This is a genomic window from Actinoallomurus sp. CA-150999 (assembly GCF_050942425.1).
Classification (GTDB): Bacteria; Actinomycetota; Actinomycetes; order Streptosporangiales; family Streptosporangiaceae; genus Actinoallomurus.
This window is the reverse complement of the sequence record NZ_CP192063.1, coordinates 6,738,244-6,764,097: the sequence shown is the minus strand read 5'-3', so window position 1 is coordinate 6,764,097 and position 25,854 is coordinate 6,738,244. Positions and strand designations below refer to the sequence as shown.

23 protein-coding genes are annotated in these 25,854 nt (G+C 68.4%); 20 read left to right on the top strand and 3 right to left on the bottom strand.

The window, feature by feature from the left end; translation table 11 throughout:
• Positions 1-227: 227 nt before the first annotated feature.
• Positions 228-974, bottom strand: a complete 747-nt coding sequence (locus ACQP2O_RS31320) for a DUF6585 family protein (RefSeq protein WP_433171298.1) — start codon at positions 972-974, stop codon at positions 228-230.
• A 276-nt stretch (positions 975-1,250) separates the two neighbouring features.
• Between ACQP2O_RS31320 and ACQP2O_RS31315 the strand changes: the two genes are divergently transcribed.
• On the top strand, positions 1,251-2,867 hold the full coding sequence (locus ACQP2O_RS31315; RefSeq protein WP_433171296.1) for a hypothetical protein: 1,617 nt from the start codon (positions 1,251-1,253) through the stop codon (positions 2,865-2,867).
• Positions 2,868-4,364: 1,497 nt separating this feature from the next.
• Here the strand turns inward: ACQP2O_RS31315 and ACQP2O_RS31310 are convergent.
• On the bottom strand, positions 4,365-5,594 hold the full coding sequence (locus tag ACQP2O_RS31310) for a PucR family transcriptional regulator (RefSeq protein WP_433171293.1): 1,230 nt from the start codon (positions 5,592-5,594) through the stop codon (positions 4,365-4,367).
• Positions 5,595-5,711: 117 nt separating this feature from the next.
• Here ACQP2O_RS31310 and ACQP2O_RS31305 point away from each other — a divergent pair, with 117 nt between their 5' ends.
• The 19 genes from ACQP2O_RS31305 (at position 5,712) to ACQP2O_RS31215 (ending at position 23,899) form a co-directional block, all read left to right on the top strand.
• Entirely contained in the window at positions 5,712-6,602 is an 891-nt protein-coding gene (locus ACQP2O_RS31305) for an SGNH/GDSL hydrolase family protein (protein WP_433171290.1), read from the top strand.
• Positions 6,603-6,639: 37 nt separating this feature from the next.
• Positions 6,640-7,515, top strand: a complete 876-nt coding sequence (locus tag ACQP2O_RS31300; protein WP_433171288.1) for a hypothetical protein — start codon at positions 6,640-6,642, stop codon at positions 7,513-7,515.
• 162 nt (positions 7,516-7,677) lie between these two features.
• Complete coding sequence (locus ACQP2O_RS31295) at positions 7,678-8,619, top strand: hypothetical protein (RefSeq protein WP_433171285.1); 942 nt, start codon at positions 7,678-7,680, stop codon at positions 8,617-8,619.
• Between the two features lie 40 nt (positions 8,620-8,659).
• On the top strand, positions 8,660-9,364 hold the full coding sequence (gene cpaB / locus ACQP2O_RS31290; protein WP_433171283.1) for a Flp pilus assembly protein CpaB: 705 nt from the start codon (positions 8,660-8,662) through the stop codon (positions 9,362-9,364).
• Between the two features lie 6 nt (positions 9,365-9,370).
• On the top strand, positions 9,371-10,924 hold the full coding sequence (locus ACQP2O_RS31285) for an AAA family ATPase (protein ID WP_433171281.1): 1,554 nt from the start codon (positions 9,371-9,373) through the stop codon (positions 10,922-10,924).
• Positions 10,921-11,274 carry a TadE/TadG family type IV pilus assembly protein gene (locus ACQP2O_RS31280; protein ID WP_433171279.1) on the top strand — a complete coding sequence of 118 codons (354 nt, stop codon included), beginning with the start codon at positions 10,921-10,923 and terminating at the stop codon, positions 11,272-11,274. Before ACQP2O_RS31285 ends, ACQP2O_RS31280 begins: the two co-directional genes overlap by 4 nt.
• 3 nt (positions 11,275-11,277) lie before the next feature.
• Positions 11,278-12,606 (top strand): CpaF family protein, encoded by a 1,329-nt coding sequence (locus tag ACQP2O_RS31275; RefSeq protein ID WP_433171277.1) that lies wholly within the window; start codon positions 11,278-11,280, stop codon positions 12,604-12,606.
• Positions 12,603-13,535, top strand: coding sequence for a type II secretion system F family protein (locus ACQP2O_RS31270; RefSeq protein WP_433171275.1), 933 nt, complete (start codon positions 12,603-12,605; stop codon positions 13,533-13,535). The genes ACQP2O_RS31275 and ACQP2O_RS31270 overlap by 4 nt, the downstream gene beginning before the upstream one ends.
• Before the next feature lie 9 nt (positions 13,536-13,544).
• Positions 13,545-14,432, top strand: a complete 888-nt coding sequence (locus tag ACQP2O_RS31265) for a type II secretion system F family protein (protein WP_433171273.1) — start codon at positions 13,545-13,547, stop codon at positions 14,430-14,432.
• Positions 14,416-15,597 (top strand): sensor histidine kinase, encoded by a 1,182-nt coding sequence (locus tag ACQP2O_RS31260; RefSeq protein WP_433171271.1) that lies wholly within the window; start codon positions 14,416-14,418, stop codon positions 15,595-15,597. Before ACQP2O_RS31265 ends, ACQP2O_RS31260 begins: the two co-directional genes overlap by 17 nt.
• On the top strand, positions 15,598-16,254 hold the full coding sequence (locus ACQP2O_RS31255) for a response regulator (RefSeq protein WP_433171269.1): 657 nt from the start codon (positions 15,598-15,600) through the stop codon (positions 16,252-16,254).
• Positions 16,255-16,401: 147 nt separating this feature from the next.
• Positions 16,402-16,629, top strand: a complete 228-nt coding sequence (locus ACQP2O_RS31250; protein WP_360884395.1) for a hypothetical protein — start codon at positions 16,402-16,404, stop codon at positions 16,627-16,629.
• A 252-nt stretch (positions 16,630-16,881) separates the two neighbouring features.
• A complete protein-coding gene (locus ACQP2O_RS31245) occupies positions 16,882-18,291 on the top strand; it encodes an OmpA family protein (protein WP_433171266.1) in 1,410 nt (469 codons plus the stop codon).
• Positions 18,292-18,382: 91 nt separating this feature from the next.
• The gene (locus tag ACQP2O_RS31240; protein ID WP_433171263.1) at positions 18,383-18,943 is read left to right on the top strand and encodes a hypothetical protein; all 561 of its coding nucleotides are present in this window, start codon (positions 18,383-18,385) and stop codon (positions 18,941-18,943) included.
• A gap of 110 nt (positions 18,944-19,053) precedes the next feature.
• Positions 19,054-19,992 carry a pilus assembly protein TadG-related protein gene (locus ACQP2O_RS31235; protein WP_433171261.1) on the top strand — a complete coding sequence of 313 codons (939 nt, stop codon included), beginning with the start codon at positions 19,054-19,056 and terminating at the stop codon, positions 19,990-19,992.
• 22 nt (positions 19,993-20,014) lie between these two features.
• Positions 20,015-20,638, top strand: coding sequence for a prepilin peptidase (locus ACQP2O_RS31230; protein WP_433171259.1), 624 nt, complete (start codon positions 20,015-20,017; stop codon positions 20,636-20,638).
• 108 nt (positions 20,639-20,746) lie between these two features.
• The gene (locus ACQP2O_RS31225; RefSeq protein WP_433171257.1) at positions 20,747-21,940 is read left to right on the top strand and encodes an SGNH/GDSL hydrolase family protein; all 1,194 of its coding nucleotides are present in this window, start codon (positions 20,747-20,749) and stop codon (positions 21,938-21,940) included.
• 11 nt (positions 21,941-21,951) lie between these two features.
• Positions 21,952-22,665: a hypothetical protein gene (locus tag ACQP2O_RS31220; protein ID WP_433171255.1), complete on the top strand. Its 714-nt coding sequence runs from the start codon at positions 21,952-21,954 to the stop codon at positions 22,663-22,665.
• Positions 22,666-22,897: 232 nt separating this feature from the next.
• Positions 22,898-23,899, top strand: coding sequence for a lysylphosphatidylglycerol synthase transmembrane domain-containing protein (locus ACQP2O_RS31215; RefSeq protein WP_433171253.1), 1,002 nt, complete (start codon positions 22,898-22,900; stop codon positions 23,897-23,899).
• A 48-nt stretch (positions 23,900-23,947) separates the two neighbouring features.
• Here ACQP2O_RS31215 and ACQP2O_RS31210 read toward each other — a convergent pair whose 3' ends face one another.
• Complete coding sequence (locus tag ACQP2O_RS31210) at positions 23,948-25,843, bottom strand: helix-turn-helix domain-containing protein (protein ID WP_433171251.1); 1,896 nt, start codon at positions 25,841-25,843, stop codon at positions 23,948-23,950.
• Positions 25,844-25,854 lie beyond the last annotated feature (11 nt).

The following is a 25,854-nucleotide window of genomic DNA, read 5'->3' as shown; positions in this document are numbered from 1 at the left end:
CGGGCCCACGACACCAGCCCCGAACCGCCGGTGAAACGCGCACCCGAACCCGGCCCCACCGTGGCGGCATCACGACGATCGAGGCTCCGCCCGGGCCGGCGAAACGGCGGGTCAGGAGTGGCAGGGCGCCCGAGGCTCGAACCCGGACCTATGGATTAAAAGCGGGTGCTGTCGGGCCGTGCCGCGACATACGACCAAACAATGGGGCCCGTCGGCGATGTGCGCCCTCAGGCGTTCATCCGGCTCATCATCTCGGCGAGGGTGACGAACAGCAGGTAGTTCGGGATGGCAGCCGCCGACTCGTCGAATAGCGATTTGCCCTTCTTCTTGATCACCAAACGCCCCTCCCGTACCTGCATCTCATCCAGGTCCTGCCACGGCACCATCCCATTCCCGGTGTTCACGCCGACAAGCGAGATCGAGGCCTTGCCGAATGACATGGGCGTCCCCGCCTCGAGCGCGCGCAGCGCCGCGGGAAGCTTGGCCTCCGCGACTCGTTCGCACGCGGCCTGCCCGGCGTCCGCGTACGGCTGCTCGTCATGGGAGTTGAACAACTTTGCTGTCTGCTCCACGTGACGGTACTTCGCCCGGTCGTAAAAGAGTCCTTCTCCCATAAGCAGCTCGGCTCCGTCGGCCCTGATGAACCGGTACTGGTATCTGGTCCCCGTGTACCTGTAGTCCCGCTCGTACCTGCCCCTGTGGTATCCGATCTCCCGGAACTGGTAGGTGGTCTCGATCTGGTCCCATCGGAAGACCTGCGGTGCCGTGCTTTCCCCGGCATCGTGGCGGATCAGCCCGCCACTGAACACGCACAGCCGGTTCCCGACGTCCTGCGCCCCGCCCCCTTTGATCAGGGTGGACCATTTGATTTTGATCGGTATCTCGGCGAACGCCTGCTCGAGCTTACCGAGTTCGTTGCGCTCGGCAGCCTCACGCGCCTCGGGGGATATGTCGGTTACTGAAACGATTTTCACGGAAAGCGATTCTAAGGCTTGCGGCCGGGGACGATCTCCGTTTCGTGCGATAGGCGAGGTGATTGAGACACGACACGCGTCGCCGAAGACGCCCGACTGGTACCACAGGGGCTCCTCTGGTCAGCGTGATGTCGCATGACGCGTCCGGCACCGGACTGGCCGGCCTCGCACGCCTGGCGGTCGGCCGGCCACCGCCAGGCGGTATTCGGTCCGGGGGCGTCCGGACACCCAGAAAGGGTTGCCGGACACCGTCCCGGACGGTTGTGGTGGTGGGTCATGGGCAGATTCGTGATCCGGTTCGGCCGCGTGGGTCTCACGCTGGTGGGGGTGTTGTTCTTCGGCGTGCTCGGTGTCGTGGCCATCGACGCGCTGACCGCAGGTGCCGCGTACGCCGCGCCGGCAGGCGGACCTCCGAACGGGAATCCGAGCGGGAATCCCCCGCAGAGCCACCAGCCGCCTGGCGGCGGCTGGTGGTCAAAGGCGTGGAATCGAGCCAAGGCCGAGTACACGATCGGGTCGTGGAAATTGCCTGAGGCCGGTGCCCCGGGCGACCCTCCGCCTCTTGACCCACGTTATCCCAATTTCTGGACCCACCACACCAGGAAGTCGGTGATGTGGCTGATCAAGAAGCAGGGCGACCATTCGGCCCCAACGGCCGCGGACACCAAGGAGGCGGTGGAGGCGGCCCGGGCGAAAGTCAGGAAGGCCAATCGCGACGCGATCTACGCCAGAGCTCGGAACAAGCGCATCGGGTCTCGGAAGACGCAGAAGCTGCGGGACAAAGCAGACAAGAACCTGGCGAAGGCAGACAAGAAGGTGGAGGCGGCCAAGGCAGCTGACCGGGCGGCCAGAGCAAGGGCCAGGGAAGAAGGCCGGCTGGCCGGCATCGAGCCCGAGCCCAAGCCCGGCACTCGGAACCAGCCGGGCAACGCCGGTCAGTCGAACGCGTTCGTGTCCCCCCAGGCCGGCCGGGCCGTCCAGCCGGAGACGCCGGGCGTCCCGGCGTCCAGCAACCGGCTTGGAGAAGGCAGCCACCCGGTCGGCCCATCACTCGCCGATCCGTCCAAACCCGTCCCGGCCCCGGTGCCGTTGGTGCCGGGCGTGGCCCCGCAGCCGGCAGCCCCCGTACTCGCGGATCCATCGCCTGGCCTTGCTCCCGTGGCGCCGGCCGACCCGAGCGTCCCGGCCGCGCCGGTCCCGACCAGACCGGCCTACCCGGGGGATCCGGCCTACCCGGGGACGCCTCCGGGGTGGATGCCGGGGGACTGGGGGTTCAAGCAACTCGAGCCGGCGCCTGAACCTCCCGTCGTCGTGGATCCGCCGAAGCAGGAGAAACCGTCGCCTCTTGTGCCGAACGACTGCATGGCCGGCGGCCCCCACGGCTGCGGTGGCGGCAGCCCGTACCCGGGGATCGTCCCGCCGGTCGGACCGAACGGCGTACCAGAACCCGAGGTGCCGGAGTTGTTCCCGGGATTGGTGCTACCTGGGCTCGCCGCAGCAAGCCCACCGGCCAAGAACCCTGCACCCGCGCCGGGACCTGTTCAGCAACGCCCCACACCCGAGCCGTACCGCCCCGCCCCCAGTTGCTCGGCCGGGGCCGCTTCCGCCGGCGGCTGCGGCGACAGCGCAGGCAACCAGAGCGGTAACCGGCTCGGCGAGGGCAGCCACCCCGGTTCCCCGGGGACAGGCGGCGGCATCGGATCCGCTGGAGGCGACGGAGGATCCTCCGGCAGCGGCGGTGACGGCAGCGCCACCGATGGCGGCTCCGGAGATGGGGGCGGAGGAGGCCAGCCCGGTCCCCCTGGAGGCTGGGCCAACCGCATCCCCGACCCTGGCCCGGACCCGAGTGCTCCCAGCTCTCCTGGCCCAACCGCGTCGCCGGGCCTGGACTGACCCCTGCTGAAGAGAGTGCCTCCAACCCTTGCGAGGGTTGGAGGCAGAGGGGCCGAGGTCGGCAAGGCCGAGAAGGCACCAGATCCGGTCACCCCGGCGCGGGATCATCGCGGCTCGGGTTACCAGGTCGGCATCGGCCATGGAGAGAACGTGGGTTGGTACTTTCGCGGGTCGAACGTGGGCTGATACTTTCGCGGGTCGAATTGGTAGGGGTTCGGTTGCCGGCTGGGTTGGAGCGGGGCGGACCGGGTGCGGGCACGCGGGGTTGGAGCGGGCCGGGTCGGCTCAGGTAGGCGCTGCGTTGCGGGTCGGGCTCGGGGCCCGAGTGTTGGCGTGCTCCTGGTCTGTGGGGCTGCTGGTGATCTCGGTGTGTGCCGGGTGGGGAGCGTGGTCGGGGGCCGGCTGGAACTTGGCGGAGCGGAGCTATCCATGCCGGGCATGGCGGCATGGGGCGCGTTCGGTTGCGGCCTGTTGGCCGGCATGGCCAGCCAGACGATGAGCGCGCCGATCGCGACGCCGAGGAACCCGGTGATGGCCTGGATGGTGAGGGCAGGAAGGGACTGCCGTGCGGCCCTGCGCCTTCGGCGTTGGAAGGGGTCGGGCCGGGCGAGGGTGGGGGACAGATCCGCAACGGGCGGTGCGGGTGCGGGCCGCGAGTCGGCCTGGGTGGGCCGGTCGGGCGGTTGTCCAGCTGTCGACATCGCCTGCCATGCCCGCCCCCATCGGTCTGTCTCTGCCGCGGTCTCCTGTTCGTCGTGGTCGCCGCGTGCCTTTAGGCATGCGGCGACGAAAGCGACGACGAACGAGAGGCGGGGGAGGTTGGGCAGGCGCTTGCCCGCAAGGTTGTCCGACAGTGTGCTCACGGGTAGCACGTCTGTGGGTGGCCGGCCGGGGGCCGTGACCGTGCCGGCGAGTGCGGTCAGGGTTCGTAGGGACGGCTGACCGGCCCAGGCGCGAAGTTCCTGGAGCGCTTGGAGGAACTCGGTCGGCGTGGTCGTCGACCCTGGATCAGGCCGGCGCTTGGGAACCGTATCCATCACACCCTCTCCTCCCAGAGCCATCAGCACGTCGCGGCCACCGGTCAACTCAGGTGGGCTGACCCGATCATCATACAAACGGTCATGTCCTTTTGACATGTCGCGTCTCGCATCGGCTCCGCGTGTTCCCAGAGCCTGCCCGCATGGACCGTCAGGACCTGTTCGCGCAGGCCGAAGTACCACCGGATCGCCCGTCGCTTCGCCGCGCGTCCGTGTGGCCTCGTACTCGGCGAGGACGTTGCGCAGGTGGCATTTGTTCCTCGCTGCGACACAGAAGAGCCGTACACCTGATGGTGAACGGCCCACTGTGACCGTGTCTGGTGGACACGTCATCCCAGCTCAGAACCTACGGCCGAGTTTCTGGCACCCACAGGAATCTGTCCACGATTCTCGCCGAATACAGCGCACCATAACGATCGCAATTGCGCACCGTCCGGCGCGGTACATAGTCCACCGAGGGCTATTCACCTGGGCGTTGTAGTGCGCGGGCGATCAGAGCCGCGGATAGATGCGGAACGTCCATATGCCTGGCCGGAGACAGCCCGGTCAGCTCGTCGATGCGCCGCACTCGATAGTCGACGGTATTGGGATGGACGTGCAGCGCGGCTGCGGTGGCACGCCGGTCGAGTCCGTGCCCCAGATAGGTCTCCAGCGTGCGCAGCAGCTCGGGCTTGTGGTCAAGCGGCGAGAGGACGTCCGCGAGACCGGGAAGCGCGGCGCTCGGCCGGCTGAGCTGATAGTCGAGTAGCACGTCCTGGAGCCGGTACAGGCCCGCGGGGCGTCCGGTCCGTAGCACCAGCTCGGTGATCTCCGTGTTCTGTCTGACCACAGCGGGGATCGCGGATGGTTCGGCCACCTCGGCCGCCGCCGTGATTGCGACGTCGGCCGACTTCGCCGTCCGCTGGATGAGCCGGCACAGGTCCCTCCAGTCCGGCCGGGTTTCCACCGGCAGAAGCACCGTGCCGTTCGAACCGTCCAGTTTTGCCAGCGCCGGGCCCGTACCGAAGCGGTCCAGCACGGATCGCGCCCGCCGGATCTTGCGGCGGGCCGCGATCCTCGCCTTCGTCCCCGTTCCGGACTCGTCGGGGTGCCGCGCGAGCACCACGGTCAACGCGACGTACAGCGGCGCCGACCCCGGCCTGGTCGGATCGGCAGGTTCACCGGCCAGCAACGCCACCATCGCGGCGTGCCGGTCTTCCTGGTCCTGGCCGTCTAGGAGCTTGCGGGCTTCCATATAGGCGCTGGTCGCGGCCACCACCATCTGCCGCTGCACCTCGAAGATGTGCCCGATGGCCTCTTGCAGTGCCGCGAGGTCGTCCGGGCCGGCATCGGCCGACAGCCGCTCCCAGCACATCGCCATTCCCAACTGATAGGCCGATACGATCGCCTCCAGCGGCACCCCCTCATCGGCGCGTTGCGCTGCCGAATCACGCAGCGGCCCGAACGCCTCGGCCTCGATCGGTCGGCGGCGCTCGACGACATCGGCGGCCATTCGCAGGCAGTACTGGACGATGCCGGCGATATCTCCGGCGATCTCCTCTTGCGGCAATTCGGAGTAGGCCGGGATCTCCGCCAGCATTCTCTCGACCACGCGACGCGATAGTTCCGGCGCCGCGGCGCGCAGCCGAGCGGCGGCCGGCCGTTCGGCAACGACCAAGTGCTGTTCTTCCCGCTTCTTGTTCCCGGTCACAAACCTCGCCGCCGAACTCTAACTGCCATGACAGTGAACCAATGATGTCCGACTTTGCATCCTGTGTCACGACTGGAATGCCCCGCATCAACCCCCTCTCCAGTTCCAGGAGTCCCCATGAGAGTCGAACACCGCTCCGTCTGGCTCCGTTCGGGTGTGGCCGCGCTCGTCGCGGCAGGCCTGGCGGGCACCGGATTCCTCACCGCCGCACCGGCGTCGGCCTCCGGCCCCGATTACGTCGCGCTCGGAGACTCGATGGCCTCCGGCCCGCTCGTCCCGGACGTCACCGGACCGATCGCGTGTGGGCGCTCCACCCGCAACTACGCCCACCTCCTGGCCACTCGGCTCGCCGCTACCCAGTTCAAGGACGTGACCTGTAGCGGCGCGGCCACCGAGCACCTGACCAACCCCATGGACCTGTCCATCGGAGGAGTGGCCGCCGGGACCGTCCCCGCCCAGTTCGACGCGCTGACCTCCGGCACTACTCTGGTCACCCTCACCATGGGCGGCAACGATGTCGGCCTGGTCGGCGTCGCCCAGGACTGCGTCAAACTCAACCCGTTCGCGACTCCGTGCAAGGACAAGTACACCGCCGGCGGTGTGGACCAGATCGGCCAGCGGATCGAGGCCTTCGCACCCAAGATCGCCGCGGCGGTGGACGGCATCCGGGCCCGCTCGCCCCATGCCCGCGTGCTCGTGACCGGATACGGCCTGTACATCAAGCCCGGCGGCTGCTGGCCGACCCAGCCGTGGCTGGCACCGGACGCGGACTACCTGCAGAGCAAGGTCGACCAGCTCAACCAGGTGATCTCCACCCAGGCGGCCGCCCACGGCGCCGAATACGTCGACGTCGCGGGTCCCAGCGTCGGCCACGACGCTTGCCGGTCCGTCTCCGCACGCTGGGTCGAAGGCATCGTCTCTTCCCACCCGGCCGCGCCGCTGCATCCCAACACTCAGGGCGAGGCCGCCTACGCCGACATCATCGGCAACCAGATCGCCGGGAGCTGACGCCGGCCGTGGGGTCGGAAAAAGGAGGTAGGCGGAGATGAAGCTGTGCAGCAGGCTCGGTGGGTGCCTGGTCGCGGTCGGGCTGGCGGCGGGCGTGACGGCGACGCCCGCGTCGGCCGCGACGTGGACCCGGACCGCGCAGTACTACCGGTGGACCGGGATGAACGCCCTCGAGCGCGGTCAGGGCGTGGCGACGGACGGCACGTACTTCTACTACGCGGGCCCCGGCGGGATGGTGAAGGCGACCATTTCCAACGACAGCGAGGTCGCCTCGACGAGGTTCCCGATCCCATCGTCCCTGAGCGGGACGTACCAATCCGACCACATCGGTGACGTGGAGTACTACGGCGGATACGTGATCGCGCCGATCGAGGACGGCGGCAATGGCTACCAGCATCCGCTGCTGGCGCTCTACAACGCGAGCGACCTGTCCTACACCGGGCGATACGTGCAGCTCCCGCTCGAGCAGATGCCGGGTGGGGTGCCGTGGGTCGCGGTCGACGCGACCGCGGGCCTCGTCTACACCGCCCCCTGGACCCAGGACGCCGCGCAGGGGACGAACAAACTGGTCGTCTACCGCCTGAACGACCTGCTGACCCTTCCGGCCGGCGCCACGCTTCCGGTGGTGAACACCGTGCCCCTGTCGCAGCCGCTGAGCAGAATCCAGGGCGCGGCCGCGTGGGAGGGCAAGCTCTACGCCTCGGTCGACACCGACAAGTCCGTCTACACGATCGACCCGGCGTCCGGCCAGGTCGCCTACGAGTTCCACCAGGACACCGAGGCTGGTGACGAGGTCGAGGGAATCGCCGCCTGGGACCTCGGCCCGACCGGCGGCCAGCTGCACATCGTCCATGTCGGATCGGGTCTGAAGCGGATCTTCCTGTACCTCCAGCATTACGCGAAGACCGGCTGACCCGCCAACGACATACGGCGACGCCACCGACCGGCCGAGCCGGGCGGATAAAAGGTGGTAGCTGGGCAGACAAAAGGTCGTATGGGAAACCTGTCGGATGCCGGAGTTCTACTACGCCGTCCGTCGACTGTTCGCGGCGAATAGGGCGAAGGAAGGGGTACTGTGGCTGGAAGATCGGCGAGGGTCATTGTCGTCCTCGGGGATATCCCGGCGAGCGGCCATTTCGCGAACACCGAGGCCCTGAGAGGGCCGGACCTGACCTCACCAGAGGACGCGGCGCCGATCTTCCTTGATCTCATCGCCCGGAGCCTCGCCGCCGCGTCGGAGGGCATCCTCGTCGTTTATCCCGAATGGCAGGCGGAGCCGGCGAAGCGGCTGATGAGGCTGGCCAGGGGAATGCTTGACAGCGACCAGGTCGCGAGCGTCGGCTTGGACCTGCCGCCGCTGGCGTGCTCACTGGTCGCGGACCTGCTGACCCGCTCGGCATCGCAGCTCCGGATCGGTCACCTCGCCGGCCTGGGCCGGCGCATGCAACGCGAGATCCTGTCCGGCGCCCGGCTGGGGACCGTGGCCAGGCTTGAGCACATCGAGACCAGAATGACGCACCATATGGCCTCCTATCATCCAGGATCAGGATTTCTCGCGTGGGCCGCACCACGCGCCCGAATCGATCGGATCTCCAAGCGAAGGCGGCTCGACTCGGGCGACTTTCGCCCCACCGATCCGGTGCACCTGCTCATCGCTCCGCACGGTTCGGATTTCGCCGACTTCGAAAAGGATCTGACGGAGAGCCTGCGACCCCAGGTGGTCAAAACGGTTGCCGCCCAACCCCTTGGAACGACCTTCTGGGGTACCCGAAAACACGTTGAGTTCGTCGCGTTCAGCGAGCATCCAAAGACCCTCTCTCGAATTCTACGGTCCACGCCGTACTGGATGTGCCGGTGGTGCCGGCAGCCGACATCGCTGGAGGTCTGCGCCATCTGCGGGATGTTCCAGGAGAGCACGCCCGAGGCGGTGTCCGCGCAGGCCGCGTCCGCCCCCGACGACCAGGGCCCGGTCGGGCGGAAAGGCGAAGTCCACGCGGCAGAGTCCGTAGAAACCTGATCCCTGGGCGCTCGGTGCCGAGCCCTCGAAAGGATGCCGCATGAACCCCCGCCAGCGGCGTGGAGCAGTGTTGCTAATTCTGGCAATGATCGGCGCGATTGTTGTCTTTACCAGTGTTATCGGGTACGTGGGATCGGTGCGGGCCGAGGTCCGTGACAAGATCTCGGTTCTCCAGCTCACCAGGCCCGTGACCGCGTACAGCCAGGTCGACGAAAGCGCGGTGAAGCGGGTGCGGGTGACCGCACAGGGGATGCCTCGAGAGGCGCTCCTCACCGATCTTCAGGACCTGACCGGGAAGGTCGCGGCAACGGACGTGCCGGAGGGCGCCCTCCTGGAGAAGGGCATGTTCGTCAACGCCCCGACACTGCAGCCCGGACAGCGTGAGATCGCAATCATGATCGACGCCGAGACCGGCGTGGCCGGCAAGGTGCAGCCGGGCATGCTCGTCGACATCTACGCGTCCTTCCAGCAGCAGAACGGCACGACCCAGAAGTCGTGTTCGATGCGCGTCATCAGCAAGGCGCGCGTGATCAATGTTGGACAGTTGCGCAAGCAGGCCGGTCAGAACCCCAATGACGTCACCCAGGTGGTGCCGATCACGTTCGCGCTGAGCGTCCGGGAGAGCCTCAATCTCACCTACGCGGAGAGCTTCGCGGCCAAGGTCCGGCTGGCTCTCATCGGCGGACGGGGCGACGAGGCCGTCCCGAAAATGGCTCCGGTGTGCGCCGCGCCGGTGGCGAGGTGATGCCGGATGAGCGTACGCGTTCTCATGGGCGTAAGTGGCGGTGGCCTGGCCGCCTCACTGCGCACACAGGTGGACGAACTGACCGACGTCGAGATCGTCGGGGTCGAGACCTCCTCGGCCGACGTGGTGACCGCCGCGAGCCAGGATCACCTGCTCGACGTCGTCCTGGTGCACCAGGACATCGATGGCCTGTCCGCGATGGACCTCATCCGCGAACTCGCGATGCGGCATCCCCATCTGGCCATGATCGTCATCGCCGAGGACGCCTCGGCGGAGATCTACCGCTCGGCCATGGAGGCCGGGGCGCGAGGCGTGGTCTCCGGAGAGCCCACCCAGGCCGAGCTCCAGAGCCGTATCGGTTCGGCGGCGGAGTGGTCCCGTACGATGCGGCGGCATTTCGACCCGGCCAGCACCGGCGTGATGCCCACGCGAATGGGCACGATCGTGGCCTTGTGCGGAGCCAAGGGAGGCACCGGCACCACCACGCTCGCGGTACAGGCGGCGCTCGCGGCGGTCGCGGACAAAAAGCAGGTCTGCATCGTCGACATGGATCTGCAGAAGGGCGACGTCCCCAGCTACCTGGACATCACCCATCGACGCAGCATCGTCGACCTGGTCGCCACGGCCTCCGAACTCGACGGCGTGATCCTGGGAGAGGCGCTCTACGTGCACCGCGACGGACCGCACGTGCTCATGGCCCCGGCCGAGGGCGAACAGGCCGAAGACGTCCCCGCCCGCGCCGCCCGCCAGATCCTGAGCGGCCTGCGCGGCCGGTACGACGTGGTGATCGTCGACTGTGGGGCCTACATGACCGAGGCCGGCGCCGTCGCGATCGAACTCGCCGACACCGTGCTGGTGACCGCGACGCCCGACCTGCCGTGCCTGCGGGCGGTGCAACGCCTCAGCAAGATGTGGGAACGCCTGCAGGTCCGCAAGGGAGACGACCTGTCGGTCGTGCTGGTCCGCGCCGACCGGAAGAACGAGGTTCAGCCGGACTTCGCACGCAAGATCCTCGGCCTGCCGATGCTGAAGACGACGGTCCCGGCCTGCTTCCGTTCCGTGGAAGAGGCGGCCAACACTGGAACACCGAAGTCCGTCGAGAGCGGCGACTACCGCAAGGCGATCTCCGGTGTGGTGCGTGAGATCGGCATCGTCAGCGGCGACGGTGGCGGCGGGCGGCGCGGGCGCGGCGATCGCGGCGTGGCGATCACCGAGTTCGTCGTGCTCATCCCGTTCCTCGGACTGCTCCTGCTGCTGGTCTGGCAGGCCATCCTGGTGGGTCTCACCTCGATGTACTCCAGTCACGCCGCCGGCGAGGGGGCGCGCGCCGTGGCCGTACTCGGGTACGACACGCCGCAGGCGCGGGCGGAGGTGGAGCGCAGGGCGGTCGCCCGAGTGTCCGACCAGTGGGGCGACAAGGACCACTTCCATCTGAGCGTGACCGACGGCTACGTGAAGGTCACCGTCGACACCCCGGCGGTACTGCCGGGCATGCACAGCCCTTGGGGGATCAGCACCAGATCGAAGATCGTTTATGAGGGCGGGGAGGACATGCCGTGAGAGGAACCGGAGACGGCGGCGCCGCCATCACCGAGTTCGTGGCGATCCTGCCGATCGGCCTGGTCATCATCCTGGTCGCCTTCGAGGCGCTGCTGGCGGAGACGACGGTCGAGCGCGTGGAGAACGCCGCCCGCACCGGTGCCCGGCTGGCGAGCCAGGAGCAGAACGCCGGCACATGCGCGGACTCGGCGATGAACGCGGCGCCGAGTTGGCTCGATCGAATTCAGGCGGACGGCGGCTGGCGGGGCAACGGCCTCTACTGCCACGTCCGCGCGGAGGTCCCGGTGCTGTTCCCCGGCGCGCACCTCGACTTCACGATCGACCGTACGGTCCAGATGCCGGTTGGGTGAGCGATGGCACTAAAAGACCGCATTGACGACAGCCGTACCGTCACCGGCAGGACCAGCGCTGCCGGAGTGTCCCTATGGCGGAGAAGGCTGCTCGAAGAGATCAACCTCGACGAGCTGACGAAACTGGACCTCGCCCAGCGGCGGGCGCGGCTTGAGAAGGTCGCCGGCCACATCATCAGCCGCGAGGGACCCGTCCTCTCACCCGGCGAGCGCGGTGCGCTGATCCGTCGGATCGTGGACGAGGCCCTCGGGCTCGGCGTGCTCGAACCCCTGCTGGCCGACCAGAGCGTCACGGAGATCATGGTCAACGGGCCGAACGACGTCTACATCGAGCGGTCCGGCCGACTGCAGCGGATCGAGACGACGTTCGCCAGCGAGGACCAGCTCTACCAGACCATCGACCGCATCGTCGCCCAGGTGAACCGCCGGGTCGACGAGTCCAGCCCGATGGTGGACGCGCGCCTGCCGACCGGTGAGCGGGTCAACGTCATCATTCCGCCGCTCTCATTGGTCGGCCCGGTGTTGACCATCCGGCGGTTCCCCCGGGCGTACTCCATCGACGAGCTGGTGCGGACGGGCGGCCTGGACGAGCACAGCGCCGTGCTCCTCGCCTCGTTCATTCGGGCGCGGTTGAACGTGGTCATCTCCGGGGGGACCGGCACCGGCAAGACCACGATGCTCAACGCGCTGTCGGCGTTCGTGCCCAATGAGGAGCGCATCGTCACGATCGAGGACTCCGCCGAGCTCCAGCTCGATCAGGAGCACATCATCCGGCTGGAGACCCGTCCGCCGAACATCGAGGGCGAAGGTCAGGTGACGATCCGCGACCTGGTCCGGAATTCGCTGCGGATGCGGCCCGACCGCATCATCGTCGGAGAGGTCCGTGGGGCGGAGACGCTCGACATGCTGCAGGCCATGAACACCGGTCACGAGGGCTCGATGGTGACCGTGCACTCGAACTCGGCCGATGACGCGATCTACCGGTTGCAGACCATGGCCAGCATGAGCGACGTCAAGCTGCCCTTCGAGACCGTACGGGACCAGATCAACAGCGCGATCGACGTCATGGTCCACCTCGGCCGCGGGGCCGACGGCTCTCGGCGGATCGTGGAGATCGCGGTGGTCGGTTCCAACCGCCGGGAGAGGTTCCGGCTGCAGACCGTGATGCGGTTCGAGCCCGAGCCGGTCGGCCCGGACCGGGTGCTGCGCGGCGAATACCGCCACCATCCCCTCCCGACGAGTCTGGCCAGGCGCCTCTTCACCGCCGGGGAGACCGTGCCCGCCGTGTTCGGCGTGAGTGACGACGACTCTCAGTTGAGGGAGGTCTCATGACGCTCCCGTACCCGGCGATCCTCACCGTCATGGGCGTGACCCTCGCCGTGCTGACGTTGGCGGTGTACGACCTGGTCCTCGGCTGGGAGCAGCTCCGCAGGCTGCGGGGCCGGACCGCGCTGGACGACGCGCAACGACGCGCGAACAGCGTCCTCGGCCGGCTCGACTCCCGGTTGCGCCGTACCGAGCTCGGCCGTCTCGTCGCCAAACGCCTCAGTGCGGCCAATGTGCGGATGCGCGTCTCCACCTTCCTGGTGCTGATGGTGATCGGTTTCGTCGCCGCGCTTTACCTCATCGGCAGTTACCTGGCGCCGGTGTTCGGCGTCGCTGCCGGCGTGGGAGTGGTCTTTCTCTTCTTCGCCTTCCTCCGCCGCCAGGAGGCCCGGCGGCGTGAGGAGTTCATCGCCCAGTTGCCGGAACTGGCCCGGGTGCTGTCGAACGCGTCCGCGGCGGGGCTGGTGATGCGTACCGCGATCGAGATGGCCGCCGAGGAGCTCGAGGACCCCGCCAGCCTGGAGTTGCGCCGGACCGCCGACGCGCTGCGGCTGGGACAGCACACCGACCAGGCGCTGCACGAGCTCGGCGAGCGGCTGCCGTCACGGGAGCTCGCCGTTCTCGTCAGTACGCTGATCGTCGCTTCCCGGTCCGGAGGCTCGCTCGTCACGGCGCTGCGCAGTATCGCCGGCACGCTCGAGGACCGGAAGGAGATCCGGCGCGAGGTCAAGACGATCATGGGCGAAGCGGTCGTGACCAACTGGGCGATCGCGGCGATGGGCGTCGGCATCCTCTTCGTCGTCAACCTGGTCTCGCCGGGGGTGCTGCGCACGATGAGCGAGCACCTCCCCGGTCAGGTCATTCTCGGCGTGAGCTCCGCGGTCTTCATCCTCAGCCTGATCATCATCCGGCGCATCACCCGAATCGACGTCTGAGGTCGCCTGATGGAGATCCTGTTGATGGCCGCGGCCGCGGCGCTCTGCTTCGTGCTCGGAGTCTGGGGATTCGCGCTCATGAGGTCCGGTGAGCGAGTGGCGCACGACATCCTCACGCCGCCGGAGAAACAGAAGGCGCGGAGCGACGGAACGATCCTGAACCAGCTCGCCGACGTGCTGGGGCGCCCGTTCACGCGTCCCATGCTGGAGTTCCTCGGACCGAGGCGCCGGCAGATCCGGCGCCGGATCGACGCGGCCGGCCGGCCCGGCGACATGACCGTCGAGTCGTACGCCCGCCAGACCGCCGGGCTCATCATCCTCTTCGTGCTGCCGGGGATCCTGTTCGTGCTGCAGGGACAGACGTTCTTCGGCATCCTGCTCATGTTCGGGGTCGGGCAGAACGAACTGCTGCTCGCCGTGCGTACGCGGCAGCGTCAGGACGAGATCGAGCGCATGCTGCCCGACTTCCTCGATGTGCTCGCGGTCACGGTCACGGCCGGGCTGGGTTTCCGGCACGCGCTGAGCCGGGTCGCCGAGAGCATGCCCGGCGCGCTGGCCGAGGAGTTCACCATCTCGCTGCAGCAGATGGAGCTGGGCACCCCGCGCCGCGAGGCGTTCGAGGACCTGCGCCGGCGCAACCGGGCGGAGATGCTCGGTCAGTTCGTCACGGCCATCCTGCAGGCGGAGGAGCTCGGCGCTCCGCTGGCCACGGCGCTCATGGAGCTCAGCACGGACATGCGCCGGGAGTCGGCGCAGTGGGCCAAACGCAAGGCACAGCGCATCACCCCACGGATCACGGCCGTCTCGGCGGCCCTGACTCTCCCGGCGATCATGGCGATCGTCGTGGGCGGGATATTCTACTCCTCAGGAGCTGATCTCGGTGGCCTCCTTCGCTGATCCGATGGTGCCGGCCCGGGTCGGGGCGGCGTTCCGGTTGCTCATGCAGCTGCGAACCCTCACGGCAATGGTCACGCTGGTCCTGATCCTGCCGGCGCACCCACCGACGGCCGTGGTGCTGCTGCTCTCCTTCGCGGCGCTTTCCTGGATCGCCGCCCGCCACTGGCAGTTGATCGTGCCGCGTCTGCTGCTGCACCCGCTGCTGGTGGCGGCGGACGTGGCCGCGTCGTTCACCGCGCTCAGGCTCGGCGGGCCCACGGGACCGTTCTTCCTCTCGACCGTGATCACCGCCGGGGTCGCCGGGCTGCTCTTCCGCTGGCCGGGCATGCTGGCCATCTCCGCGATCCAGGTGTTCTGGTACTACCTGACCCTGGCCGGCGGTCACGTGCCGGCCGCCGACCAGACGTTCCAGGCCCTCGCGGGTCAGCCGTTGTACTACCCACTGATCGGCTTCGCGGGAGTGGCGCTCCGCAAGCTCATCGACGACCAGGCCGAGGCCGAGTCCACGGCGGCCGCCGCCGAGGAACGGACGTGGCTGGCGCGTGAGATGCACGACTCACTCGCCAAGACACTGCGCGGCATCGCGATGGCCACGGCGGCGCTGCCGATGTGGGCACACCAGGATCCCGACCGGGCGGTCAAGGAGTCGGTCCGCATCGCCGCCGATGTCGAGGTCGCCTCCCGTGAGGCGCGCAATCTCATCAACGGGCTACGGGACGAGAGGATCACCATGCCGTTGCCGATGGCCGTACGCGCGATCGCGGAGAGCTGGCGTGACGCCCATGGGATCAGCGTCCGATGCGACATCGACTCCGGGGCCGACCTGCCGCTGCGTGCCCGCTATGAGGCGGTGGCCATCTGCTCGGAGGCGCTCACGAACGTCGTACGGCACGCGGCCGCGACCTCGGTCGACGTACGGCTCGCCGCGGAGCGCGGCGGCGTGGTCCTGACGATCCGGGACGACGGAGAGGGCTTCGAGTTGAGGAGTCTCGAGGATCTGGCGAGAGACGGGCACTACGGGCTGCTCGGTCTGCGGGAACGTGCCGAACGGGCCGGTGGCGCCGTCTCGCTGAGGTCCGAGCCGAAGGCGGGCACCACGGTCACCGTGACGTTCCCGGTGGCCGGAGCATCGCCTGGTGGTCTGCGCGTCGCGGAGGTGATCTGAGTGGGATCTCCCAGAGTAATCGTCGCGGACGACAACGTCGTCGTCCGGTCCGGCCTGGTCTCGTTGCTGGAGGCGGGCGGTGTGGAGGTGCTTGGCGAGGCGGCTGACGGGGAGAAGGCCATCGTCCTCGCCGAGCGACACCGTCCCGACCTGGTGCTGCTCGACGTGCGGATGCCGCTGATCGACGGCGTGACGGCGGCGCAGCGGCTCGCGGCGACGACGCGGGTGCTCATGCTGACGTACACCGCCACGCCGGAGATCATCCGTGCGGCCATCGGCAACGGCGCGGCCGGTTATCTCGTGCACGGCACCTTCACGCCTGCGGAACTCCTCGATGCCGTACGCGAGACGGTGAGCGGTGCCAATCCGCTTTCTCCGGTAGCTGCCGCGGTCCTCGTCGGCGCGGTGCAGAACCAGGCGAAAGCGCCACCGGAGTCTCCGCGCAGCCGCTTCGGTCTGTCCGCTCGCGAGATGGAGGTCATGGAACTCGTCGCCCAGGGCTATCCCAATGGCGCCATCGCGGCCCGGCTGTTCCTCGCGGACAAGACGATCAAGAATCACGTCAATCACATCTACGCCAAGCTCGGGGTGACCACGAGGGCGGCGGCGATCGCCCTGTGGCTGGGATCGGGAACGGCCCGGAAGGGCTGGTCGTGACCGGCCGGGTCGTGGGACTCGGGACCCAGGAGAAAATGGGCCCCCGCCCTAACGGAAACCGGGCCGGAAGGCCCTGGGAACCTTGCTTGCGGGTCCGTAACGTCTTTGCTGTCAAAGACGAATCGGGAACGCACCCGGGAGGACCAGATGATTCCGTTCTTCGTAATTCTTTCGACTCTCGTCGAGGACAATGCAAAGCGTATTAAGAAGCGTTATGTCGGCGATGATCGTGGCGCCAGCATCGTCGAGTACATTGCCCTCCTGTTCATCGTCGCGCTCATTGTCGCCGCTGTTCACGGGTCTGGTATCGACCAGACCATCAAGTCCAAGGCGGTCTCGGCCGTCAACAAGGTGTTCAGCTCGGCCGGCGGATGACAGAACCCCTTCCTCGTGCGGCGGAGGAGACCACTCCCGGTGGTCTCCTCCGCCGCATTGCTGTTCCCGGTGACCAGAGAGGAAATAATGCGGGCTTCAGAAGAAATGCGTGCGTTCAAGGCGGACAGGCTTTCCGGCAGAGCGGCGTTCATGCGTTTCACCGCCGCTGCATCGGCGCTGATGCTGACGGTTCCCGGGTGCAGCGGCGACGGCGAGAAGCCGGACGGTCGAAAACCGGCCGGTGGCGGGCCTGTGAGCGAGAAGCCGATCGCGTCCGAGCCGATGGAGCACGAGGACGGCCCGGCTCACGTCGACCTGCTCGCCGTCGGCCGGACCGCGCGGAACACCGTCACGGTCCGCCTGCGCATCGTCAATGACGGCCAGCGGAGACTCCGGCTGCTCACGGCGCTGAAGGACATGGCGCCCAACTCGCCGGGCTCGGAACTCGCGAACGGCATCGCCCTCGTGGACGGTGTCGGCGACAAGGTCTATTACCCCATGACGACCAGCACCGGCTCCTGCCTCTGCAGTGATGTCACCAATGTGGAGGTGGCCCCGGGCAAGCCGCAGGAGTTGTACGCCGTCTACGCGGATCCTCGAACGACCCGGGTGACGTTGTCGGTCCCCGACACTGTGCAGTTCGCCGACGTGCCGATCGGTGTGGGGCAGGCACCCCCGGCTCCCGGGCAGAGCGTGGATCCGGCGAAGGTCTCATTGGGGCAGCCGAACGTCCGCTCACTGGTGAACAGCAGCGAATCGGCCGTACAGGACGTCGATGACGACGACAACGATCGGACGATGCGGCTCTCCGCCGATGTGCTGTTCGCCTACGACAAAGCCGTTCTGACGTCGAAGGCCAGAGGCGTACTGCAGGGAGTGGCCCAGCAGATCGACAGGTCCAGGGGCGACACCGTCAAGATCGACGGCTACACCGACAACACCGGTACCGACGCCGTGAACCAGCCGCTGTCCGAACAGCGGGCCCAGGCCGTGCAGGACGCGCTGAAGAGCCTGGTGACCAGGCAGGGCATCACCTTCCGGCCGGCCGGCCACGGATCACAGAACCCGGTGGCCAAGAACGACGACGAATCGGGACGGAAGCGGAACCGCCGGGTGACCGTGGCGTTCGCCAAGCCCCCGGAGCCGCAGACCACCGCGGCGTCCGCGGGTCCGGCGTTCCGGTGGAGCGGCGAGGGGAGGCTCCCCGTGCTCGCCACCGCGCGCCCGAACTTCCACGCGGATGGGAACACCACCATCGAAGGGGCCGACAACCTCCGGTTCGACGTCAACAGTCTGCATCGCGAGCCGAGCGGCCTCGTGACACTCGTCTGGACGGTCACCGATGTCGGCGCCCAGGATCAGATGATCGGCGGGTCGTTCGACAAGTGGCTCTCACTGGAGTACCCGGGTGCCACCACGACGTCCGGGGCCAGTCTCGTCGACAGGGCCGGGCAGATGCGCTACTGGCCGTCGCGCGACGGTCAGGGCGTGTGCGTGTGCAGCTCGACGAGCGAGGCCGTCTATGCCACGCAGGTCCTCCACCCGAACGGCAGCGTCACCTACTCCGGCGTCTACAAGCCGCCGGCGGCCCTGAGCACGATGGACGTGCAGATCAGCTGGTTCGCCGAGAAGATCGATGTGGGCAGCGTGCCGGTCAGGTGATCGGACTCGTCCGAGTTTCGCCCGGGGGCCCAGCGACAAAGGGTCCCCGGGCCCTGGCGAGAATTTCGTTCCTGACGCGATCCTTTGTCTCATGCGCAGGCGAAGAGGGGGACGTGGAAATGGCCGCCGGTTCCTGGCGGCCGTCACGTTCGTGCCGGCCATCCTCACGACATCCGGGTGTCTCGGCCTGAAGGACGACCCGAAGCTCGACGCGTCGTTGAGGCGGTACCGCGGAGAGGGATTCTCAGTCGGATATCCGAAAGCGTGGGCACGGTCGGCTTCGGACCGGCGAGCCGTTCCCGGATCATTGTTCGAGGTGTCGACGGCGGCCGGATCGTTCGACATCCTGACGTACTGGGGCCGCGCGCAACTGCTCGACGATGTGGTGTCGGACTTCCTGCGGATCAGCCGGACCCAGCGCGGCTTCCAGCTGATCGGGCAGGAACGCATCGACGTGGACGGCAGCACCGGCTATCGGGTGCGCAAGGAGTGCAACGGCTGTATCGGCACATCGTCGCAGCGGCTGCACACCGTGGACTGGTTCGCGCAGTTGAAGAACGGCACCGTAGTCGATGTGCGGATCGGATTTCTCACCGAGCATTATGACTTCTCGATCGTCACTTCGATCGGCCGTTCGCTGGCACTCGATTAAGGCGCTGCGGGCCCACTCGCTTTTGGGCCCGCGGGCCCTGTTCACCGGTCACCCCGACCTCTAGGTTCTTGATCCGAGGAAGCCCGTACTCGGCAAGGCGAGGGTTTTACATGAGGCGACGCGCGGACAAAGGCGCGGCCACGACGATTCTCGTGGTCACAATGGCATTGGTGCTGGTCGCGGCCACATTGCTCCTCAGCAAAATCGCCCGTGCCAACGGCCTGCGGACCAGGGCCCAGACGGCGGCGGACGCCTCCGCGCTGGCCGCCGCGGCGGAGATCCGCGACAGAGGCGCCACCGACATCGCCCGGGGGCTCATCCCGGACGGGGAGATCTACCTCGGCAGTTCGGCGGGGGCCGCACGTGACTACGCCGCCAGGAATGGCGCGGTCGTCGACGAGGTGCACGCGTCCGGATACTTCGGCCTCACCGTGAAGGTCACGCTGCACACGCGGGCGTGCCAGCCCAAGCCGGGCACTGATCAGGCGCCGATGCATTTCACCTGCGAACACGGCGAACGGGGTCTGCACGGGATGGCGACGGCGATCGCCCGCGTCGCATTCCCCGCGTGCGGGCCACGGGGCTTCCACGACGGCAAGAAGCACGGAAAGGGCTTCATCCCGCCGACCATCGGGATCTTCTGTAACGGTCTCCAGACGCGGGGCTTTGACGCTGCCCGACGGATGTTCGCCGTGCGTCTGGTGGACGAGGAGGACCCGACCGCGTTCGATCCGGACTACACGACGCGCGATCGTGAGACCGGGCGGCAACTCGCCGACATGTACGGCTGGACCGGCGCGAACTGGGTCTGCCTCGACAAGCTCTGGACGGGCGAGAGCGGCTGGAACCATCTCGCGCTCAATCCCACCAGCGGCGCGTACGGAATCCCGCAGGCGCTGCCGGCGGTGAAGATGGCCAAGTACGGCGGCGACTATCTGACCAACCCGGTCACCCAGATCCGCTGGGGCTTCGATTACATTTCCAGCGTCTACGGAAACCCATGCGCCGCCTACGCCTTCTGGCTCAGTCACTGGCCGCATTGGTACTGATCTGACCGGGGAAGGCGAGCCCTTGCTCAGCTGGCTGGTACCACTGTGCACCGTCGGCGGCGCGGTCGCCGGCTGGCTCTGCGCACCACTGGCGTCGAGCTACTTCGAGCGGCCGATCCGCGCGACCCGGCCCGGCATCGCGGTGACCACGGCCGTCGCGTTCGGCGCGCTCGCCTGGCGGTTCTCCGGGCGAGCCGACCTGCCCGCCTATCTCTACCTGGCGGTCGTGGGCGCGCTGCTCGCCTTCATCGACGTCGCGGTGAAACGTCTACCGGACCCGTTCACCCTCCCGTCGTACCTCGTCGGCCTCGCACTGCTGAGCGGCGCGGCGCTCCTCGGCGGCCATCCGATGCGGCTCGCGCACGCCCTCACCGGGCTGGCCGCGTTGTGGGCGCTCTATGCCCTGCAGCACTTCTTCGCGCCTGGCGCGATCGGCTGGGGCGACGTCAAGTTGTCCGGATTGCTCGGCCTCTATCTCGGCTGGCTCGGGGCGCAGGCATGGTGGCTCGGCACACTCGCCGGATTCGGCCTCGGCGGCCTGTACGCCGCTGGTGCACTGATCACTCGTCGCGCATCGCGAAAGTCCGAGATCCCGTTCGGCCCGTTCATGCTCGCCGGAGCTCTTGTCGGCATTCTCGCCGGCTGAATGTCGCAGGGCGGCCCACGAGTTTAGGCCCAAATTTGGGTCAGTGGGCCCAGGCGTCGGCGGGCGCGATTTCTTATCGTGTCCCCATCAATGTGATGGGGAGGTGTTGTGCGACTACGGGACAGCGAAAAAGGGATAGCGACACTCGAGTACGCCGCGCTTCTGCTGGTTCTCGCGGTCGTGGTGGCAGGCGTGTTCGCGGCCGGCCTTCCCGGCAGGGCGGAATCGGGCGGCAAGTCGGCGATCTGCAAGATATTCTCATCCGGAGACTGCGGCAAGCAGCCGCGCGTTGCGTCCGGCCACGGTTCGAATCATTGCCAGGCATTCTGTCCCACGGCGAACAACCCGATCCACCCTTCGGACCCGGTGACCGCCGCCACCAAGGGCGGATACGTCGCGCTGGGCGACTCCTACTCCTCCGGGGAAGGCGCCGCCGAGCAGTACCTGGGAACCAGCGGGAACACCGGCTGTCACCGAGCGGCCGGAGCGTATTCGCAGGGCCTTCAGCACGACTTCACGTTCCGTGACGGCTCGAATTTCGTCGCGTGCAGCGGCGCCACGACCGATGGCATCCTCAACGGGTGGCACGGAGAAGGGTCGCAAATCGGTGCGCTCAACCCACGTACGACGCTGGTGACGCTGAGTGTCGGAGGCAACGACGTTCACTTCGCGGACGTGATGAAGAACTGCGTCCTCGACGCTCACTTCTCTCCCGGTGACCTCTGGCCGGGAAGCGCCCCCCAGCCCGACCGATGCCAGGCACAGCGGGCGCAGATCGAAAATGATGTCAACGCCCTGTTCGGTGGCGACCCCTCAAAGTATGAGCAGTTCCTCGAGGCCATCCACCAAAGAGCACCGAACGCCCGGATCCTTGTCGTGGGATACCCGCACCTGTTCCCCATTCCACCGGAAAAGGGCTACGCCACCATCACTAAAGGTGATCAGGCGTTCCTGAACCGGATGGCCGATGAGCTGAACCGCCGGATCATTCAAGCGGTCAACGCCGCAGACCAGAAGTTCTATGGGAACGGCCAGCAGAAAATGGGCAGTGTTGAGTATGTCGACAACTCGGATGGGCTGAAGGGACACGAGATCACCTCCCAGGATCCGTGGGTGAACGGGATCGGCATGTGCATCGGCCTTGGCCTGTCGACCTCGAACGAGAACTGCAAGGCGGGTAAGCTACTTCCTTCCGCGGATACGGGGACGTTTCACCCGACGGCCGATGGCCAGAAATCCTTTGAACGGGCCGTACGAAGACAACTCGAGAATGGCCCGAACCGGACCCTCTATGACCCGTGATCGGAGAGACAATGGGTAGGGCACTGCTGCGGTGGTCGGCTACGACGCTGATCGTCGCGGCCGTCGGGGGCTGTGCGGGCTCTCCGGCGGTGAAAGAAGATCGGCCTTCGCGCCGGACGGCACGGACGGCACAGCCGGCCGTGGCACGGGACCCGTTCGAAGACGCGCTGCTGCCGAGCTTTCAGCAGCTGATCCCGATCATGGCACCGAAGAGCGGGCCGTACTCATCGCTTCCGGCTGCCACCATGGCCGCCGGCGTACAGCAGACGCCACCGGGCGCGACCGTCAAGCCCATGAACTGCGCGCTCTGGGCCGGCCCCGACGGGAAACAGTTCGGCACGGCGGCCGCGTCCGTAGTGGCATTCCGCAAGCCAGGGGACACCTCGCCCGGCGGCGTACAGGCGTGGGAGGAACTGGTCTCGTCGGCCGGTCAGTCCCGGCAGGCGGCGCTGGGCACCGGCCCGCAGCCCGGCTGCCGCACGGTCCGGGTGAGTCATCAGGGGAACACCCTGACCTTCGAGGAGAAGCCGCCGCCGTTGCTCGGCAACGGTTCCCGCGGTGCCGTACTCACACCGTCGTCGCCGAACAGCCGGCGTACATGGGTCGTGACGTTCGTCGGCAACGGCTACGTCGGCGTGGTCTTCATGCAGGGGGAGGTGACCAAGGCCCAGATGGATGCCTTCGCCACCGCCGCCTACAACAAGGCCCGCCAGAAACTGGGTTGACCGCACCAGCTTGGTGTGGGTGCCGAATGCGCTGACCGTGATCGGGCAGCTGGTGGGAGGCGTCGGCGGAGAAGGCGCGTTCGCGGGCGAGCAGGGCGCCGAGGCGTTCGGCGGTGGCGTTGAGGCTGGCGGCGACCGAGTCGATCTCGGGGATTCGGCTGGGTCGGGCTACTATTTCAGTAGTAGTCGGTGGCACTTCCGGAGCTGAACGGCGGTAGGGAATGGGGCTGGCGTGACCGAACACTCCCGGCGATCGGGCTCGTCGCTTACCAAGGTGCTGCTGGGTGCCGGTGTCGCCGGCGCCGTCGTCGTGCTGGGAGTCATGCACCGCTCGGCCGTCGACGCGGGCGGCGACAGTCTGGCCGGTGCCGACGGGGAGTGGCTGCTGCTCGCCGTGCTCGGCACCGTGGCGCTGTGGGCGGCGTGCACGGCGTCGCTGCTCGGGTCGATGCCGGTACGCCTCCCGGTGGCGCGGGTGTTCGCGGTGCAGGTCGCCGCGTCCTTCGTGAACCATCTGCTGCCCGCAGGCTCGGGCGGCATCGCGGTCAACGTGCGATTCATGCAGCGGCACGGCATCAGCCGTGGCTCGGCCGTGGGCGCCGTCGGGTTGAACTCCCTGGCGACCGGCATCACGCACCTCACCCTGTTGGCGGGCGTTGTCCTGATCGCCCCGTCCACGGTGGGCCGGCTGGGCGTCCGCGTGCCGCTGCCCACCGGGCCGCTGACACATCCCGGGCCGGGCGCGGCGCTGGCGATCGGCACGGTCGCGGCGGCGGCCGCGTTCGCGCTGACGCTGAAGCGGCCGAGACGGTGGCTCGGCCGGCTCACCGCGCGGGCGGCGTCGGCCGCCCGGCAGATGGTGCGTGAGATGGAGGAGCTGAAGGCGGTTCTCCGGCACCCGGGTCGTGCTGCGGCGCTGTGGCTGGGCTCGCTGACCCTGCCGTTCTTCCACACGCTCGTGCTGTTCTCGACACTCCGGAGCCTGCGAGTGCCCATCGCGCTCGGCAGCGTCTTGGTGATCTACCTGGGCGTGTCGTCCGTGGCGGCTCTCATCCCCTCGCCCGGTGGGATCGGCGGGCTGGACGTGGCGCTGGTCGCGGGGCTGGCCGCCACAGGCGCATCATCCACCGTGGCCGTTGGAGCGGTGCTCGGCTACCGGGTGATCACCGTGTGGCTGCCGCTGCTTCCCGCCGCCGGCATGTTCGCCCTGCTGCTGCGCCGCCAGATCATCTGATATCGGGGAACAAGGTCCCGGGTGCTTCCGGCGATCAGATCCCCGCGCTCAGCGGTCGCCGGCCGGGCCGCCGGGGACGCTGAGTCGATACAGGCGCAGGGCGAGCTGGATCTCCAGGGCGTGCTCGGGCGACTGCCAGCGCTCGCCCAGCAGCTTGCCGACGCGGTCGAGCCGCTGCGTAACGGTGTTGACGTGGATGTGCAGCCGCTCTGCGGCCCTGGACAGGCTGCCGCCGGCCTCGAAGTAGGCCTCCAACGTCCGCACCAGTTTGGTTCCCCGCCGTTCGTCGTAGTCGATCACCGGGCCGAGCGCGGTGGCCAGGAAGCTCTCCACGTCCCGGCCGTCGCCGATCAGCAGGCCCACGAAACCGAGCTCGGCCGCGCCGGCGCCGTCTCCGGCGCGGCCGAGCGCGAGCAGCGCGTCGGCGCATCGGCCGGCCTCCTGGTAGGCGGCCGCCGCCTCCCCGGGGCTGCGCACCGGGCCGGCCGCGCCCGCCGTGGCCGGCGTGCCGAGGGAGGCCCCGCACTCCCGGGCCACCCGCCGTGCGGCACCGCCTGGATCCAGGCCGGGCAGTAGGAGGACGATCTCGTCGCCCCGGGTGGCGACCAGGCCGTGCGCGGCCGAGGCGTACGAGGCGGCCCAGAAACCGGCCCGAGGCCGGTCGCCGTCGTGGCGGACGACCACGAGGACGTGCGGCGCGTCGAGGTCGACGCCGACCGGGCGGGCCCGGGCGCGCAACGCGTCCACGTCGGTCACCCGGCCGGTGAGCAGGTCGTCCAGCAACTCGCCGCGTACTCGCTCCTCGGCCTCGGCGACGCTGCGGCGGAACAGCAGGAGCAGCGCGGTGACCAGCGCCCCGCGCTCGAGGATGCGCTGGTCGCTGCCGGACAGTTCGCCCGCGCCCGGCGCGCGCAGGACGAAGGTGCCGAGCACCTCGGCGCCCGCCGCGATCGAGGCGACCCACAGGTCGCCGCGCTGGACCGCACGACCGAGGGCGCGTGACGCGGCGGCCGCGTCGCGGATCTCGGCCTCGCTCAGCTCGCCGATCGAGCCGACCACGGCGAGCCGCCCGCCCTCGGCATCCAGCGCGAGCAGCGCTCCACCCAGCACGTCGATGATCACCGCGGCGACGTCCTGGACTCCTCCACCGCGGACGACCAGCGCGGTCATCCGGTCGTGCGCCTGCGCGGCGCGCTCGACCGCGGCGCTGCGCGCCTTGATCAGCTCGTTCGCGGCGCTGAGCTCCTCGAGCGTGGCCCGCGTCTCGTCCAGGAGCCGGGCGTTGTCGATGGCGATCGCGGCGTGCGCGGCGAGCGAGCCGAGCAGCGCGACCTCCTCGGGCACGAACGGTCGCGCCGTGCGGTTCGCGGCGAACAGCACGCCGATCACCCGCGACCCGAGGCGCATCGGTACGCCCAGGATCGCCACGAGGTTCTCCTCCTGGACCGCCGTGTCGATGTAGTTGCGGTGGTGGAAACGCTGGTCGGCGAAGTAGTCGCCGCTGGCGTACGGCGTGCCGGTCTGCGCCACCAGCCCGGCCAGGCCCGAGCCGAACGGGATGCGCAGGGCCCGGAACGCGGCGGACACCGAGCCGTCGGTGACCCGCATGCACGTGTCGCCGCGTTCGTCGTCGCTGAGTGTCATGTACGACACGTCGGCGGACAGCAGTCGACGGGCACGGCGCACGATCGCCTCCAGGACCGCGTCCAGGCCGCGCAGCCCGGCCAGGTCGCTGGCGGTGTCGAAGAGCGCGGCCAGCTCCGCCTCGCGGCGGGCGCGCCGCTCCAGCAGCGAGCGCACCCGCAGCGCGGCCAGCTTCGTCGTCTCCAGTTCGGCCAGCACGTCGGGGTCCGCGCCGGTGACGCGCGCCTCCAGCAGCGGAGCCTCGAACTCCGCAGCCGAGGCTTCCCGGGCCAGCAGTTCGAGGAAGACATCGCAGCTCATGGGCAGCATTG